The 14,008-nt window shown below is 42.8% G+C and carries 13 protein-coding genes; 9 read left to right on the top strand and 4 right to left on the bottom strand.

Annotation, left to right across the window (positions count from 1 at the left end; all coding sequences use genetic code 11):
- Positions 1-367: 367 nt before the first annotated feature.
- The 9 genes from CJD30_RS09830 (at position 368) to CJD30_RS09790 (ending at position 9,827) form a co-directional block, all read left to right on the top strand.
- Positions 368-616: a hypothetical protein gene (locus tag CJD30_RS09830; protein WP_294918629.1), complete on the top strand. Its 249-nt coding sequence runs from the start codon at positions 368-370 to the stop codon at positions 614-616.
- Positions 617-873: 257 nt separating this feature from the next.
- Complete coding sequence (locus CJD30_RS09825) at positions 874-2,280, top strand: TrkA C-terminal domain-containing protein (protein ID WP_294918628.1); 1,407 nt, start codon at positions 874-876, stop codon at positions 2,278-2,280.
- 81 nt (positions 2,281-2,361) lie between these two features.
- A complete protein-coding gene (gene aroB, locus CJD30_RS09820) occupies positions 2,362-3,417 on the top strand; it encodes a 3-dehydroquinate synthase (protein ID WP_294918626.1) in 1,056 nt (351 codons plus the stop codon).
- Entirely contained in the window at positions 3,414-5,039 is a 1,626-nt protein-coding gene (locus tag CJD30_RS09815; protein ID WP_294918624.1) for a mechanosensitive ion channel domain-containing protein, read from the top strand. Before aroB ends, CJD30_RS09815 begins: the two co-directional genes overlap by 4 nt.
- Positions 5,039-6,286 (top strand): tRNA (N(6)-L-threonylcarbamoyladenosine(37)-C(2))-methylthiotransferase MtaB, encoded by a 1,248-nt coding sequence (gene mtaB / locus CJD30_RS09810; RefSeq protein ID WP_294918623.1) that lies wholly within the window; start codon positions 5,039-5,041, stop codon positions 6,284-6,286. Before CJD30_RS09815 ends, mtaB begins: the two co-directional genes overlap by 1 nt.
- Positions 6,261-7,928, top strand: coding sequence for an AAA family ATPase (locus CJD30_RS09805; protein WP_294918622.1), 1,668 nt, complete (start codon positions 6,261-6,263; stop codon positions 7,926-7,928). Before mtaB ends, CJD30_RS09805 begins: the two co-directional genes overlap by 26 nt.
- Complete coding sequence (bioV, locus tag CJD30_RS09800; RefSeq protein WP_294918620.1) at positions 7,915-8,430, top strand: pimelyl-ACP methyl ester esterase BioV; 516 nt, start codon at positions 7,915-7,917, stop codon at positions 8,428-8,430. Before CJD30_RS09805 ends, bioV begins: the two co-directional genes overlap by 14 nt.
- Positions 8,427-8,957 (top strand): molybdopterin adenylyltransferase, encoded by a 531-nt coding sequence (mog, locus tag CJD30_RS09795; protein WP_294918618.1) that lies wholly within the window; start codon positions 8,427-8,429, stop codon positions 8,955-8,957. Before bioV ends, mog begins: the two co-directional genes overlap by 4 nt.
- A 3-nt stretch (positions 8,958-8,960) precedes the next feature.
- Positions 8,961-9,827: a TraB/GumN family protein gene (locus CJD30_RS09790; RefSeq protein WP_294918616.1), complete on the top strand. Its 867-nt coding sequence runs from the start codon at positions 8,961-8,963 to the stop codon at positions 9,825-9,827.
- A gap of 28 nt (positions 9,828-9,855) precedes the next feature.
- Here CJD30_RS09790 and CJD30_RS09785 read toward each other — a convergent pair whose 3' ends face one another.
- From CJD30_RS09785 to sdhA, 4 genes are all read right to left on the bottom strand, one after another.
- Positions 9,856-10,272, bottom strand: a complete 417-nt coding sequence (locus tag CJD30_RS09785; RefSeq protein WP_294918614.1) for a hypothetical protein — start codon at positions 10,270-10,272, stop codon at positions 9,856-9,858.
- 114 nt (positions 10,273-10,386) lie between these two features.
- Positions 10,387-11,268: a CoB--CoM heterodisulfide reductase iron-sulfur subunit B family protein gene (locus CJD30_RS09780; protein ID WP_294918612.1), complete on the bottom strand. Its 882-nt coding sequence runs from the start codon at positions 11,266-11,268 to the stop codon at positions 10,387-10,389.
- A gap of 10 nt (positions 11,269-11,278) precedes the next feature.
- Complete coding sequence (gene sdhB, locus CJD30_RS09775) at positions 11,279-12,256, bottom strand: succinate dehydrogenase/fumarate reductase iron-sulfur subunit (RefSeq protein ID WP_294918610.1); 978 nt, start codon at positions 12,254-12,256, stop codon at positions 11,279-11,281.
- 10 nt (positions 12,257-12,266) lie between these two features.
- Positions 12,267-13,979: a succinate dehydrogenase flavoprotein subunit gene (sdhA, locus tag CJD30_RS09770; RefSeq protein WP_294918608.1), complete on the bottom strand. Its 1,713-nt coding sequence runs from the start codon at positions 13,977-13,979 to the stop codon at positions 12,267-12,269.
- Positions 13,980-14,008: the final 29 nt, after the last annotated feature.

The following is a 14,008-nucleotide window of genomic DNA, read 5'->3' as shown; positions in this document are numbered from 1 at the left end:
ATGCACTGGGAGTAGGGTATACACTCAGCTACCAAAACTTCGATCTCAAAGCAACTCTCGCTCACGGTTTCGGAAGTGAAAGAACTCCTACCTCTGAAGCTGATTTCTCAACCTCCAAAAACAAATTCCTTATTCAAGGGATGATGAGATTTTAGACCGCTTGTTCTTTATTCGCCATACAGAGCCTAAAGGCTCTGTTAAGGCACAAAAATTACTCATTATTTTTCAAAAACTATTCATGAATTTAATTCCAAATATACTATGTTTTTTATGAGTTTTAAGATTTTTAGTGAAGTAAATCGTGTACTTTAGTAGTTGTTATTAAAATATAAGAGACAATACATATAGATTAGAAAAAGGTTATGTGATGTTAACTTATGGATTAAGCGATATTCAAAACAAACCTTCTTTGATGAAAAAGATGGACGTTGCAGAAATCATCGATCGAAGAGCACATATGACAGTGGGATATTTTATCTCTTCCAAATATGAAAAACTTATCTTGCCTGTGATAGAAAAAATTGATAGGGAAGAGAAACTAGCGAAACTTCATATGCTGAAAAATCATCAAGATTTAGAATTCGCGGAGATTGGAGTGGATGATGGAATTAAATAGAGGTGATATCGTCATCGTAAATCTGGGTCCTAAAAAAGGGGACGAGATAGGAAAAATCAGATTTATATTTATATAGCAAATATAGAAAAAAAGTACACCCGAAAGTACACCTTTATGTAAAAATTCAATTCCAATGCCGTAAAATAGGGATCATCTCCCCTGTATCGTATAGGGCAGTAGAAGCTTTTAGGTTAACATCGAAGTTGTGGTACAATCACACTTACAAATTTAGAATAATTAAGAAGTTTCGGGTTGTAATGAAAAAAATTTTAATCGTCAGTGACGGAGCAATCGGTCAACATTTTATAGAACGTGTGATCGGGACGTATACGACAGAGAACCTCTATTATGTTGTTCAAACCGGCGATAAAAAATTTGAAGGATACAACCCGGCACGATATAAATTTTTTCAATTCGATCCTACCAGTTTTTATAAAATTTCTAATTTGCTGAAAATGGATTTCTGGCAAGTCGTTTTGGTGATGGAAAATCAAAATGATTTGGACCATACGATCAAAAACATCCGTACATACAAGCCTTCGTTGCGGATAATCGCACTGGATTTGTGGAATACTCTTAGCCCTTCTGATGATATCGAATGGGTCAATATCCAAGAGCTGGTTGCGGCGAATATGATCGATTATCTCCCAAATATCCCTGTTCTGGCTAAAAATATAGGTTTGGGGTCGGGCGAGATTATGGAAGTGCTCGTTCCGTTCGGAAGTTCTTTCGTTTATCGCCATATCGGCTCAATTGAACAAAAAAACTGGAAAATAGCAGCTATTTACCGTAACAGGTCGCTTATTATCCCGAGTGACAATAAAATGATTCAGCCCAACGATACTCTCGTCTTGGTGGGTGATCCGGCAGTGTTACGTTCTATCTATCGTGCCATCAAACGAGAGCTCGGACAGTTTCCTGCTCCGTTTGGATCAAAAATCTATCTTTTTATCGATATGCATATAGAAAAAGCTTCTGCGATTATGGCTTTGGTAAGACGCAGTGTCTTTATACAAAAGAAACTTCGACAGCCATTGATTATCAAAGTAATTAATCCCGGAGATATCGATGCGCTACGGATGATTAAAGCCTCGGCAGGACCCAATGTAACGATAGATATTGATTATTCTCCCCATCCGGATGATTCGGTCATATTGAATGATATCAAACACTATCATATCGGTCTTTTTTTGGTTTCGCACAAAGCTTTTTCAATCAAATCTTTACGCAAAAAAATGTATGCCGGAAATGTGCCTGTACTAAAACTGGCTGATAGGTCTTTCTCATCAATTCGTGAAAGTGTTGTCATTTTAAGCGAAGAAGGGCATATCGAAAATATATCAACTACGATTTTTGACGTCTCCTCACAATTTGGGTTTAATCTCGAATTGATTGACTACACCAGTGAAGAGGGGACGCACAAACAAGAAGTGATTGCACACTTTAATAATCTTTCTGCCATTTTTTCGAAATCAATCCGTGTCATTACGCAAGAGACAAATCCGATTCGCGAACTGTGTGATAGAGAGAATTTTCTTCACGTATTGCCTTTCACTTCTAAAATGTTTGTCAATCCCGTTAGTGCGTATTTTTCAACCGATCCTGAAGTGCTCTATCGCAGTCTCGGGCACTATCACCAACTTTTTATTCCAACGCAAATTTAACCCCCTGTCAAGAGGGTTTTAAGTCATCTTTTAGTACTATAATTCCCAATACTGTAATAACTTCATTTATCAGGTTTTTCTATGACAATTTCTATCAATCTTAAACGCATTATTGACGATTCTTATCCTATCCACATCGGTCCGTTACCTGAGATCACATTCGGTGGAAAGGCAGTGATTTTAACCAATCCTAACGTAGCCGGATTGCACTTGAATAGTGTTCTTTCTAAATTGAGTGCGAAAGAGGTTTATATTGTGACCATCCCGGACGGTGAACACTATAAAACTCTTGAAACAATCGAATTTATTTTAGATCGTATGTTCGATCATCGCCTCAATCGAAAATCTCTTTTGGTCGCATTCGGCGGCGGGGTGATCGGTGATATGGGGGGATTTGCCGCGAGCCTTTATAACCGAGGAATCGATTTCATCCAAATCCCGACAACGCTTCTTTCGCAAGTGGATGCCAGTGTCGGCGGAAAAACGGGAGTGAATAACCGATTCGGTAAAAATCTGATCGGTGCATTTCATCAACCGCGTGCAGTCTATATCGATCCGAGTTTTCTCAAAACGCTCCCTTCGCGTGAGTTTGGTGCAGGTGTTGCTGAAATCGTTAAAATGGCAGTGACCTTTAATGCATCGTTTTTTGAGTGGTTAGAAGAAAACGATTTGCGAGAAGAAGCTAATCTCCAATACGCAATTCAAATGGCCGTAGAGACAAAAGCCCGTGTGGTTGAAGAGGATGAAAAGGAGCAGGGGCTTCGTGCCGCGCTGAATTACGGACACACGTTCGGTCACGTGATCGAGAATGAAACAAAGTATGAGAGCTATTTGCACGGTGAGAGTGTTGCTATCGGTATGGTGATGGCAAATGCATTGGCGTGTGAGTTAGGGTACATGAGTGCAGAAGATGCCGAAAGGGTAAAAAATATTTTGGCACGTTACGACTTGCCGCTTACATACCCGATAGCCGATGTCGAGAAGTTTTATCAAACGTTTTTCTTGGATAAAAAAAGTGCTGACAGTGCGATCACCTTCATTCTTCCGCGTGGGATCGGAGGAGTTGAGATTACCGATACTATCGATGCTGCAACGGTGAAAAAAATCTTAACGACATTTCAAGGAACCGGCGCGTGAGAGTTTATCGTCTCCTTATAGCCCTTTTCTTTTGTACGGCATTGGTGCTTCATGCCGCCAAAAATGAAGAAAAACCGGTTCAACCACAAGAAGAAGCTCCTCAACTCTCTACAGAAGTAGAGATTCAAAACGCTAAAAATGAGTTAGTAAAAATCCAAAAAGAGCTCTCGAAAGGGAACAGTATATGGCTAAAAAGCTATAACTCCTACATGGCGTACCAAGAGGCGCGAAAAAGTTTACGGGATGTCAAATTTCGGATAGAAGATCTCGAAAATCGCTCCCAAAACGTAGAACGCAAGCTCGAGTTAGAAGCGCTTCAAGCAAAACAAAAAGTATTGACCGAGCAAATCGAGCTCTTAAAAGCGCAAGGAGCATCTCCGTTTGTCTCTTTGCTAAAACCGGATGAAGCGGGGGCGCTTCCTACGATCACCAACCCTTTTCAGATTGTTACGGGTCTTTCCTACGTCAAACGGATCAATAGCCAATATCGTGATTATATTTTGCGTGAAGAGGAACTTCAAGAGTTGATCAAGCTCTTGGAACGGCAAGTGGTTCTTTACAAAGAGATTACCCGTTTGGATTCAAAAGCCGATTATGAAGTTGAGCTTGAGGCAACTCTTCTGCAGGTTGAAAAATTCAAGTTGGCGCTTGAAACGCTCGTGTCAACCGCTGAAGTATATGAAAAGCGAATTGAGTCGACCGAAGCAAAAATTAACAAAGAGATCAAAGATCAAATTTACAAGTTTTTAAATATCACGATGATGGTTGCGGTTTTGTTTCTCGTTTCATTCCTATTTAAACGGGTGATCAAACGCTACATTACGGATAATGAACGTTTTTATACCGCGAATAAAATTGTAACGTTTGGAAATGTGACTCTCATTGTTTTGATTTTGATGTTCAGTTACATTGAAAATGTAGGGTATTTGGCAACCGTGTTAGGATTTGCATCTGCCGGTTTGGCTATTGCGATGCGCGACTGGTTTATGTCTCTTTTGGGATGGCTGGTTATTCTTGTCGGCGGATCGATCCATGTCGGTGATCGTGTCCGTTTTGAAAAAGACGGTATGATCTATTTGGGAGATGTTTTGGATGTCTCGATGCAGCGTATAACGCTGATGGAAGATGTCACCTATACCACGCTTGAAACTAACCGTCGTGCAGGTCGTATTATTTTTGTTCCGAACAACTATATTTTTACCTCTATGATCGCCAACTATACACACGGATCATTGAAAACGGTATGGGACGGGATCGATATTACAATTACTTTTGATTCGGATCATAAAAAGGCGGCTCACATCGTCAAAGAAATTTGCCGAAAATATTCAAAAGGATACACCGATATCACACGAAAACAGATCAATAAACTTCGTGATCGCTACAGTCTAAAAAATAGCAATGTAGAACCGAGAGTTTTTACGTTTATTGAACCAAACGGAATGAAAATAAGTGCGTGGTATTTGACCAATGCGTATGCGACATTGACTCTGCGCAGTACTATCTCGGGTGATATTGTGGATGCATTCAATGCCGAACATGACATTACGATTGCTTATCCGACACAAACGTTTTATACCGGGCCGATTCCACCAAAATCTCCTCCGTTGATGGAAGCATGATGAAACCAAAAGTCTATTTTAAGACCTTTGGATGTCGTACCAATCTTTTTGATTCTCAAGTGATGATGGGTGCTTTGGCTGATTATGAGGTAACGGAAGACGAAAGTCAAGCGGATATCGTGATTGTGAACTCCTGTACGGTCACCAACGGTGCGGATGTGAGTGTCCGGGGCTACATCAATCAAATGGACAAACAGGGCAAAAAGCTTTTTTTAACAGGGTGCGGTGCCCATACCAAAGGGGAATCTCTCTTTGGTGCAGGAAAAATACAGGGTGTTTTCGGTCCATCAGAGAAGATGAAAATCAATACACTCCTCTCCCGTGAGAGCCGTTTTTATGAAATCGGAGATCTCAACTACATTGACGATGCGATTGTCGATGAATTCGTCGGAAAATCACGTGCGTTTATCAAGATCCAAGAGGGGTGTAATTTTCGATGCAGTTACTGCATTATCCCATTTGTGCGGGGTGATGCGCGAAGCATGGACGAATCAAAAATTTTAGAACAGGTTCACCGTTTGGCAGCGAACGGATTCGGCGAATTTGTACTTACCGGGACGAATGTTGGGAGTTATGGACAAGGTGAAGGGCGTAATATTGCCGAATTGATGAAGAAAATGTCGCTGATTCGAGGGGTTCGCCGAATCCGTGTCGGATCACTCGAACCGATTCAAATCAACGACTCATTTCGTGAGATTTTGGATGAACCGTGGCTCGAGCGACATCTGCACATTGCAATTCAGCACAGCAGCGACGAGATGCTTAGACTCATGAATCGTAGAAATCGCTATAAAAATGATGTAGAGCTCTTTAGTCTGCTGAGTGAGAAAGGGTTTGCGCTGGGGACCGATTTTATTGTCGGTCATCCGGGTGAGAGCGATGCAATTTGGCGTGAAGCTATGGAAAACCTTCGCCATCTTCATTTGACCCATATCCACCCTTTTACCTATTCTAAACGCGACGGAACTCCAAGTGCAACGATGAAACCCGAGGTGAACGGAGCGCTATCGGCACAGCGGATGAGTGAGCTAAACAGCATCATTTCGTCGAATAACCATCATTTTAGAGAGAAAATGAAAAATGTTGCTTTGGAAATCTTGGTAGAATCGGTAGATGGCGATCAGTATACCGGATACGATCAGTTTTTTAATAAAATACTCATCCAATCCAATGAAGACATTACCGGTGATTGGATCACGTTGGAAAATTATGAGGTATACGATGAATATAACCTGGCCAAATTTTAACCGTAATCAGCTCATTTTGACCCTTTCTGGGGGGATAATTCTTCTCTTGTTGCTATTTGCACTGTTGCGCGATAGCGGCAATACCGTAACGCTGGAAGAAGCGACAAAACTCATAGAAGCCAATCAGATCGAAAAAACGTTTCTCGATGGGGGATATACCTATTTTGCTACGAAAGACAAGGGGGTAGTGAAGATTGCTTCTTCGCAACTACCGCCTGAACTTACGGCACATCTTTTGATCGAGCCAAAAAGCAGTTATGGATGGATATGGTTTTTCTTCTTTTTTGCTTTGATTGGCGGTGCCGGATTCTGGGCTTGGAAGAGCCGGTTTGGTTTTGATGATGAGATACCGGTCGAAACTCCGGTTACCGTAAGCAAAGCAGTTTCAGAACCAGAAGCTCCATCGTCCAATGTTGCAGCTGTCAAGTCAAACGTCCGTTTCAGTGATATCGGCGGTATCGGTGATGTCAAAGAGGAACTTGAAGAGATTATAGACTTTTTGCGTAATCCAAAACGTTATTACAGTTTTGGTGCCCGTATGCCGCGCGGTGTGTTGCTTGTAGGTCCTCCGGGTGTGGGAAAAACAATGATTGCCAAAGCGGTAGCTGCTGAAGCCGATGTTCCGTTTTTTTATCAAAGCGGTGCGTCGTTTGTTCAGATCTATGTCGGAATGGGGGCGAAGCGAGTGAGTGAACTCTTCTCCGCCGCCAAGAAAAACGCCCCTGCGATTATTTTTATCGATGAGATCGATGCCGTGGGCAAAAAGCGCGGCGGAGAACGCAATGACGAACGTGAGGGGACGCTTAATCAGCTTTTGACCGAGATGGACGGTTTTGAAGAGACCAGCGGGATCGTTGTGATTGCGGCAACAAACAATATCGATGTTATGGATTCTGCCTTGTTGCGTGCAGGGCGATTTGACCGTCGTATCTTTGTCGAGCTTCCAACTGCCGGTGAGCGTGAAGCTATTTTGCAAAAATACCTTCGTCAGATTCCACATGACCTCTCCATAGCCGAAATCGCGAAAATGACGGTTGGGTTCAACGGTGCATCCTTGGCCGCATTGGTGAATGAAGCCGCATTGTTGTGTATGCGTCAAAATGAGATTCAGGTGAAACAAGAACATTTCTTGGCGGTCAAAGACAAAGTGATGTTTGGGAAAAAGAAGATTGCGATGCTCAGTGACGAACAGCGGCGTTATCAAGTACGCTATCAGGCAGGTAAAGTTTTTGCCGCTACATGGTTCGATCTTCCGTACGAGAAAATTACTCTTACAAACGATGCGATCACTCCGCCGACGGCTGAGCCGCAATTGCGCCATGAGATCGAAGCCCATATCCGCGTTCATTTGGCGGGGATTGCATCCTCACATCTTCGTTTCGGTGAACATGCCAGCAATGCATCCCATGATTTAGGGGTAGCTAAAGAGCTGGTTCATTCGATGGTCTATGAATACGGCATGGGCAGCAGCGTTCTCCCTTCAGCCGAAGATGAGGCAAAAATTATCGATCGCCTTTATAATGAGATGAGTATGCTCTTAGAGAGAAATGAGAAAATTCTCGGTAAATTTGAGGCGATATTAAATGAGTATGAACATATTTCTAAAGCTCTCGCCAAAGCGACGATGAATGAGATTTTATAGCGGATTTGCACTGAGTGGCGATCAGCATTTTTTTGATCCCTACCTCAAACACAGCGATTACACAGTAGCGGGATTTAGCTACGGTGCGATCAAAGCAGCGCAATACGTTGCAAATGCGAATGAGAGGATCGATACGTTGCAGCTTTTTTCTCCCGCCTTTTTTCAGACCAAAAAAGAGTCTTTTCGACGTCTTCAGATGGGGGGATATATCAAAGATACCGAACGCTATTTGGACAATTTTTTGACAAGCTGTTTTGCCCCATCTCCGGTAGCACCTGTATCGATAGGAAATAACGATGCCGAATCGCTTCAAGAACTCCTCTATTTCGAGTGGACGAGTGATCTAATGGAATCTATATGCTCAAAAGGGACGCGTATCGAGGTCTATTTAGGGATGGAAGATCATGTAATCGATGTTGAGGGGGCGAGAGAATTTTTTCTCCCTTATGCGAGTGTTACGACGATCCGAAAAGGAAATCATTTTTTACAGGAGTCATTATGAGTACCATTAAAATCGGTGTTATTACCGCATCAGACCGTGCAAGTGCAGGGATTTATGAGGATATTTCAGGGGTAGCGATCCAAGATACGATGAAAGAGTATCTCAAATCACCGCATGAGATTGTCTATCGCTGTATCCCCGACAATCAAGATACGATTGAAGAGACAATGATGGAGTTGTGTGATCGTGAAGGGTGCTGTTTGGTAGTTACAACAGGGGGAACAGGCCCTGCAAAACGTGACGTCACCCCTGAAGCAACGGAGAACGTCTGCGAGAAGATGATGCCGGGATTTGGTGAATTGATGCGTCAAGTGAGTCTTAAATACGTCCCTACGGCGATCCTTTCTCGTCAGACGGCGGGAATCCGCGGTAAAAGTCTCATCATTAATCTTCCGGGGAAACCCAAATCGATCCGTGAGTGTTTGGGTGCCGTATTTCCGGCTGTGCCGTACTGTATTGATTTGATCGAAGGACCGTATTTGGAGTGCAACGAAGAAGTTATCAAGGCATTTCGACCGAAGCAATAAGCGATGAGTTTTTTTCGCATTGTATTTTTTTCATCGCTCATACTTCTAAATCTTTTTGCCGAGTCGAGCGTTTGGAAAATCAGTGACGATCAAAATCATACGATTTATGTCGGAGGGACGTTTCATCTCCTCCGATCAACGGATTTTCCCCTCCCGCATGAATTTGAGGATGCCTACCGACATGCCGATTATGTCGTTTTTGAGACCGATATCTCCTTGACGCATAGTGCTGCATTTCAGCACATGATGGCACAAAAAATGATGCTTTCTCCTCCTCAAACTCTTGCAAACAGACTCTTACCAAAGACCTATCAAACATTAAAAAATTACGTTGAATCACAAGGGTATCCTATGGGAGTGTTTGAACAGATGCAGCCGTGGGCGGTCAGTCTGACACTCTCGCAATTGAAACTCTCTTCCATTGGCGTCAATCAAGAGGGGGTAGACGGTTATTATCATCAATGCTCAATTCGTGATAAACGTCCTCAGCGTTTTCTTGAGAGCATAGAAGAACAACTAAATATTCTGAGTTCAATTGGTGAGGAAGAAGAGGATGCGGTGATTCTTCAAACCCTCAAAGAGATGAGAGAGTTTCCCTTGATGATTAGTTGGATGGTGCAGGAGTGGCGAGAGGGAAAAACCGGGCGGTTGGAGCATGAATTGGTGGATGAGATGCGACGAGAATCGCCGAAAATGTACCGAACGCTCCTGAAACAACGCAATGATGCGTGGATACCGAAACTTATTCTAATGCTTCATGAAGAGAAGAGAGGGTTTGTTCTGGTGGGTGCGATGCATTTGTTGGGAAGTGATGGTTTACTGGAACAATTTCGAATACGAGGATATAAAACTGAGTTGTTGAAAGAGTAAATCTTGCGACACGAATGTCGCAGGATTTTTACCAGTCGCGAACGAGATTATGGCAACGCATACACGCGCGTTGAATGTCAAGATAAGCATTTTGTGCTGTTTCTCGGCGGAAATTGTCTTTACTTGCTTTGATGATTTCAACATTGTCTGAAATCAGATGAGCTGAGGTTGTAGCTATGTGAGCTTTGTGTGCTTTGTGTGCTTTATCAGACGGAAGCATTTTACGCATGACTTCTTCATTTCCTAAAAGTTTTGCACTCTCTTCACCAAGTGCTTCGGCCGCTTTGAGAGATTTTTCTTTATTCCCTTCAATAAAGCCTGCTTGCATGAGCATCATGTAGTTATTCAATTTATACATATTTTCTTTGAGATTAAACTCAGCTGCTGAAAGTGTCGAGCTGATTGTTAAAGCCGCAAGGGCACCGATTAAAAATCTTTTCTCCATGAAAACTCCTTGAATGGTGTAATTAATACTATAAATTAATATATATTAAATAGATGTTAATTGAAAGGATAGGAATGAAGGGATTTTTGGAGGAAGACCTCCAAAAGAGAAGATTTAGATGAAATTGACTTTTGTAACGTGATGTTTGAGTCCAAGTTCATCCGGCGTACATCCAAGAGCAAGACCGACCATTTGTTGCATGTGAAGTACCGGAAGGGAAACTTCGCGACCGATAGCAACAGAGGCGTGATGCGTTTGGGTATCGAGTTTAAGATGACATAGAGGACACGGAGTGACCATCCAGTCCGCATTGGCATCCATCGCTCCGGCAACGGCATTACCGGTTAAAACGGCTGCTGTACGAGGTGCTTGAAGTTCAGCATGAAAACCGCAGCATTTGTTTTTTTCTTCGTAATTGACGTTAACACCGCCACACGCAATGATCAAATCATCCAAAGAGGTTGGCATATAAGGGTTTTCAGGATTTTTGTGCGTTTCATTTTGAAGCTCAGAAGGACGGATATTATGACATCCGTAAAACGGAGCAATATTGAATTGGCTCAAAGGTTTTACAACCATCTCTTTAATTTTATCAAGACCGAAATCATCGATGATCGCGTATAAGAAATGGGTGATTTGGGATGTCCCTTTATACTCTAATCCTACTTCCGCAAGTTTTTCATTTACTTTGGTTTTGAGTTCCGCATTGTGATCAAGACGATGTTTGGTCATTGCCGTGTTGAGTTGACACGTATTACAGATAGTGACCATTGTAAGACCATGTTTTTCCGCATACGCAATATTACGTGCGTTCAAAACCAAAGACAAAAAATCATCATAATCTTGCAAATGCGAAGCACCGCAACATGATGCTTCTGTAAGCTCTACGAGTTCGATGCCAAGCTTATTGGCCACTGCCAACGTTGACATCATTTGTTCAGGTGTACTCTCTTTTGCGGTACAACCGGTAAAAAGTGCGTATTTTAATTTTTCCATTGAGTACTCCCTAGAACTTTACTGTTGATGAAGATTTGATTAATTTTTTGATCTCATCTAATTTGTCGGCTTTCGGCATATTCCATGGCAATACGATTTTACCTTTAGCAAACATTTTCATTGCAACCGGAACGTGTTTGAGTACACCGATATTCCCTTCAGAATAACGTACAAGTTCACCTTCATCGAGTAGACCATGTTTTGCGATAGAGTGAGCAAAACCGACAGCATGACGTGTTGCAACGTTGTCTTTTGCGATTCCCGCTTCAAATACCATGTTATGAAGTTTGGTAATTTTTTCGATTGGATTAACTTCTTTTGGACATACTTGCGCACATTCCATACATTTCACACAATCCCAGACTCCTTGAGCCTCTTCATTGACGATATGTAGTCGCTCAATGGATGCATCATCACGTACATCGGCACTAAAGCGATAAGCTGCAGCAAATGCCGCAGGGCCGATATATTCTTCATTCACTGCCAATGCCGGACATGAGTAGTGACATGCACCACATTGGATACAATAATCGGCTTCGAGCAATTTTTCCGCATCGTGCGGACTGACAAGATGTTCTTGTTCAGGATGTTCTTCGATGTCACTGACAAGATACGGTTTGACTTGAGCGTGTTTGTCCCAGAAATCTTTTTTGTCGATAATCAAGTCTTTGATCGCACGTTTTGTACTGAGAGGCTCAATCGTAATTTCATTTCCAAATGTTTCAACAAGGTCAAATAGACGTGTTTTACAGGCCAAAATACCTTTTCCGTTCGCTTTGATCGCACAAACACCGCAAATACCGTGACGGCAGCTTCGGCGATAGGAAAGGCTTCCGTCATGATCCCATTTAATACGGTTCAGGATGTCGAGGACAACCTCTTCGTGTGTAACGTCTAAAACATACGTGTTGTAGTAAGGGAGGTAATCAGTCTCTTCGTTGAAACGGAAAACCTTGAACGTCACCTGTTGAGTTTTAATTGTATCCATGGCGTTCTCCTTAATATGATCGTGCTTTAACTTCATGGCGCCCGAGGGTGACGTCCATGTAATCAAGTGTAATATTACCTTCGGCATCCATATAGGCCATGGTGTGTTTCAAGAACTGTTCATCATCACGTGTCGGGAAATCTTCACGGAAGTGGGCACCACGGCTCTCTTTACGATCCAATGCACTTGCCACAATGAAGAGTGAGTAATCAAGCATATGCCCGAATTCAATCGCTTCTTGAAGCTCAGTATTGAAAATTTTCGAATTATCGGAGATACGGATATTTTTGTAACGGTTGCGTAAATCGCTCAAAATTCCCATTTGAGTTTGCAAGGTTTCTGCTGTACGGAAAACACCCGCGTTATCGGTCATCGATTGTTGAAGTTCTTCACGAAGTTGTGAAACCGATTCTTGTCCGTTGTTGCTCATAACCCAGTTGATTTCATCAATCATGCGTTGTGCATCTGTTTCGCTCGCTTCGTGCAATTCAATCGAATCAACTTCTTCTACCATCGTTTTTCCGACAAAACGTCCGAACAATAACGCTTCAAGAACGGAATTCGCTCCTAAACGGTTAGCCCCGTGAACGCTTGAACATGAACATTCGCCTGCAGCGTAGAACCCTTCGACAAACTCGGTATTGTTTTTACGGACATGTCCGTGTTTGTCCATCGGGATACCACCCATAGAGTAGTGAGCGGTTGCCGAGATCAAAATAGGTTCTTTAATCATATCAAGCCCTAGGAAGGTGATTGCAAGATCACGAAGTTCCGGAAGGCGTTCCATGATTTTTTCTTTACCCAAGTGGACCAAATCAATATAGACGGCATCTTTACGTGGGCCTACACCGCGACCTTCACGGATTTCTTGGATGATCGCGCGGGCAACAACGTCACGTGATGCAAGTTCCATTGCGTTCGGTGCGTATTTTTCCATAAAGCGCTCACCCAATGAATTGAGGAGTTTTCCCCCCTCACCGCGAGCTGCTTCGGAGATCAAAACACCGTTTCCGGAAAGTCCTGATGGATGGAATTGTACAAATTCCATATCTTCGAGTGGAAGACCGTGACGCGCTACGAGTGAAAGACCATCCCCCGTATTGGCGTGAGCATTTGAATTGATTTTAAACGCACGAGCGTATCCACCTGTTGCGAACATTACTGCTTTTGCATTGAAAATAGCTTTTTCTGAGTTGCGGATATTGTAGGCTGCAACACCATACACTTTTCCATCTTTATACAACAAATCGGCAACATACCATTCGTCCCAGAATTCGACACCTTCACGGAATGCTTGTTCGTAAATGGTTTGAAGAAGGGTTAGTCCCGTACGGTCTTTTGCAAAACACGCGCGCGGAGATGATTGTCCCCCAAAAGGGCGTTGAGCGATTGTACCGTCTTCATTGCGGCTAAATGCTGCACCCATGCGTTCTGCCCAACGAATGGTTTCCGGTGCTTTTTCACACATAAACTGTACAACATCTTGGTCTGCAAGATAATCCGAACCTTTAACCGTATCGAATTCATGAAGTTCGACGCTATCAGCATCACTGAATGCCGCATTGATTCCACCTTGGGCAGCACCGGAGTGACTGCGCAATGGGTGAAGTTTTGTGATAACGGCAACCTTTTTGCCGGCTTTTTGCAGTTCACGAGCGGCAGCACATCCAGCTAATCCAGCTCCGACAATAACCGCATCATAAGTATAAATGGGAATACTCATACGCCTTCCTTGTTGATAAAATCTGTGGA

The sequence above is a fragment of the Sulfuricurvum sp. PD_MW2 genome, from assembly GCF_002633015.1.
In the GTDB taxonomy this organism is placed as follows: domain Bacteria; phylum Campylobacterota; class Campylobacteria; order Campylobacterales; family Sulfurimonadaceae; genus Sulfuricurvum.
Note: the sequence above shows the minus strand (reverse complement) of the source record. Positions and strands in the feature narration are given on the sequence as shown.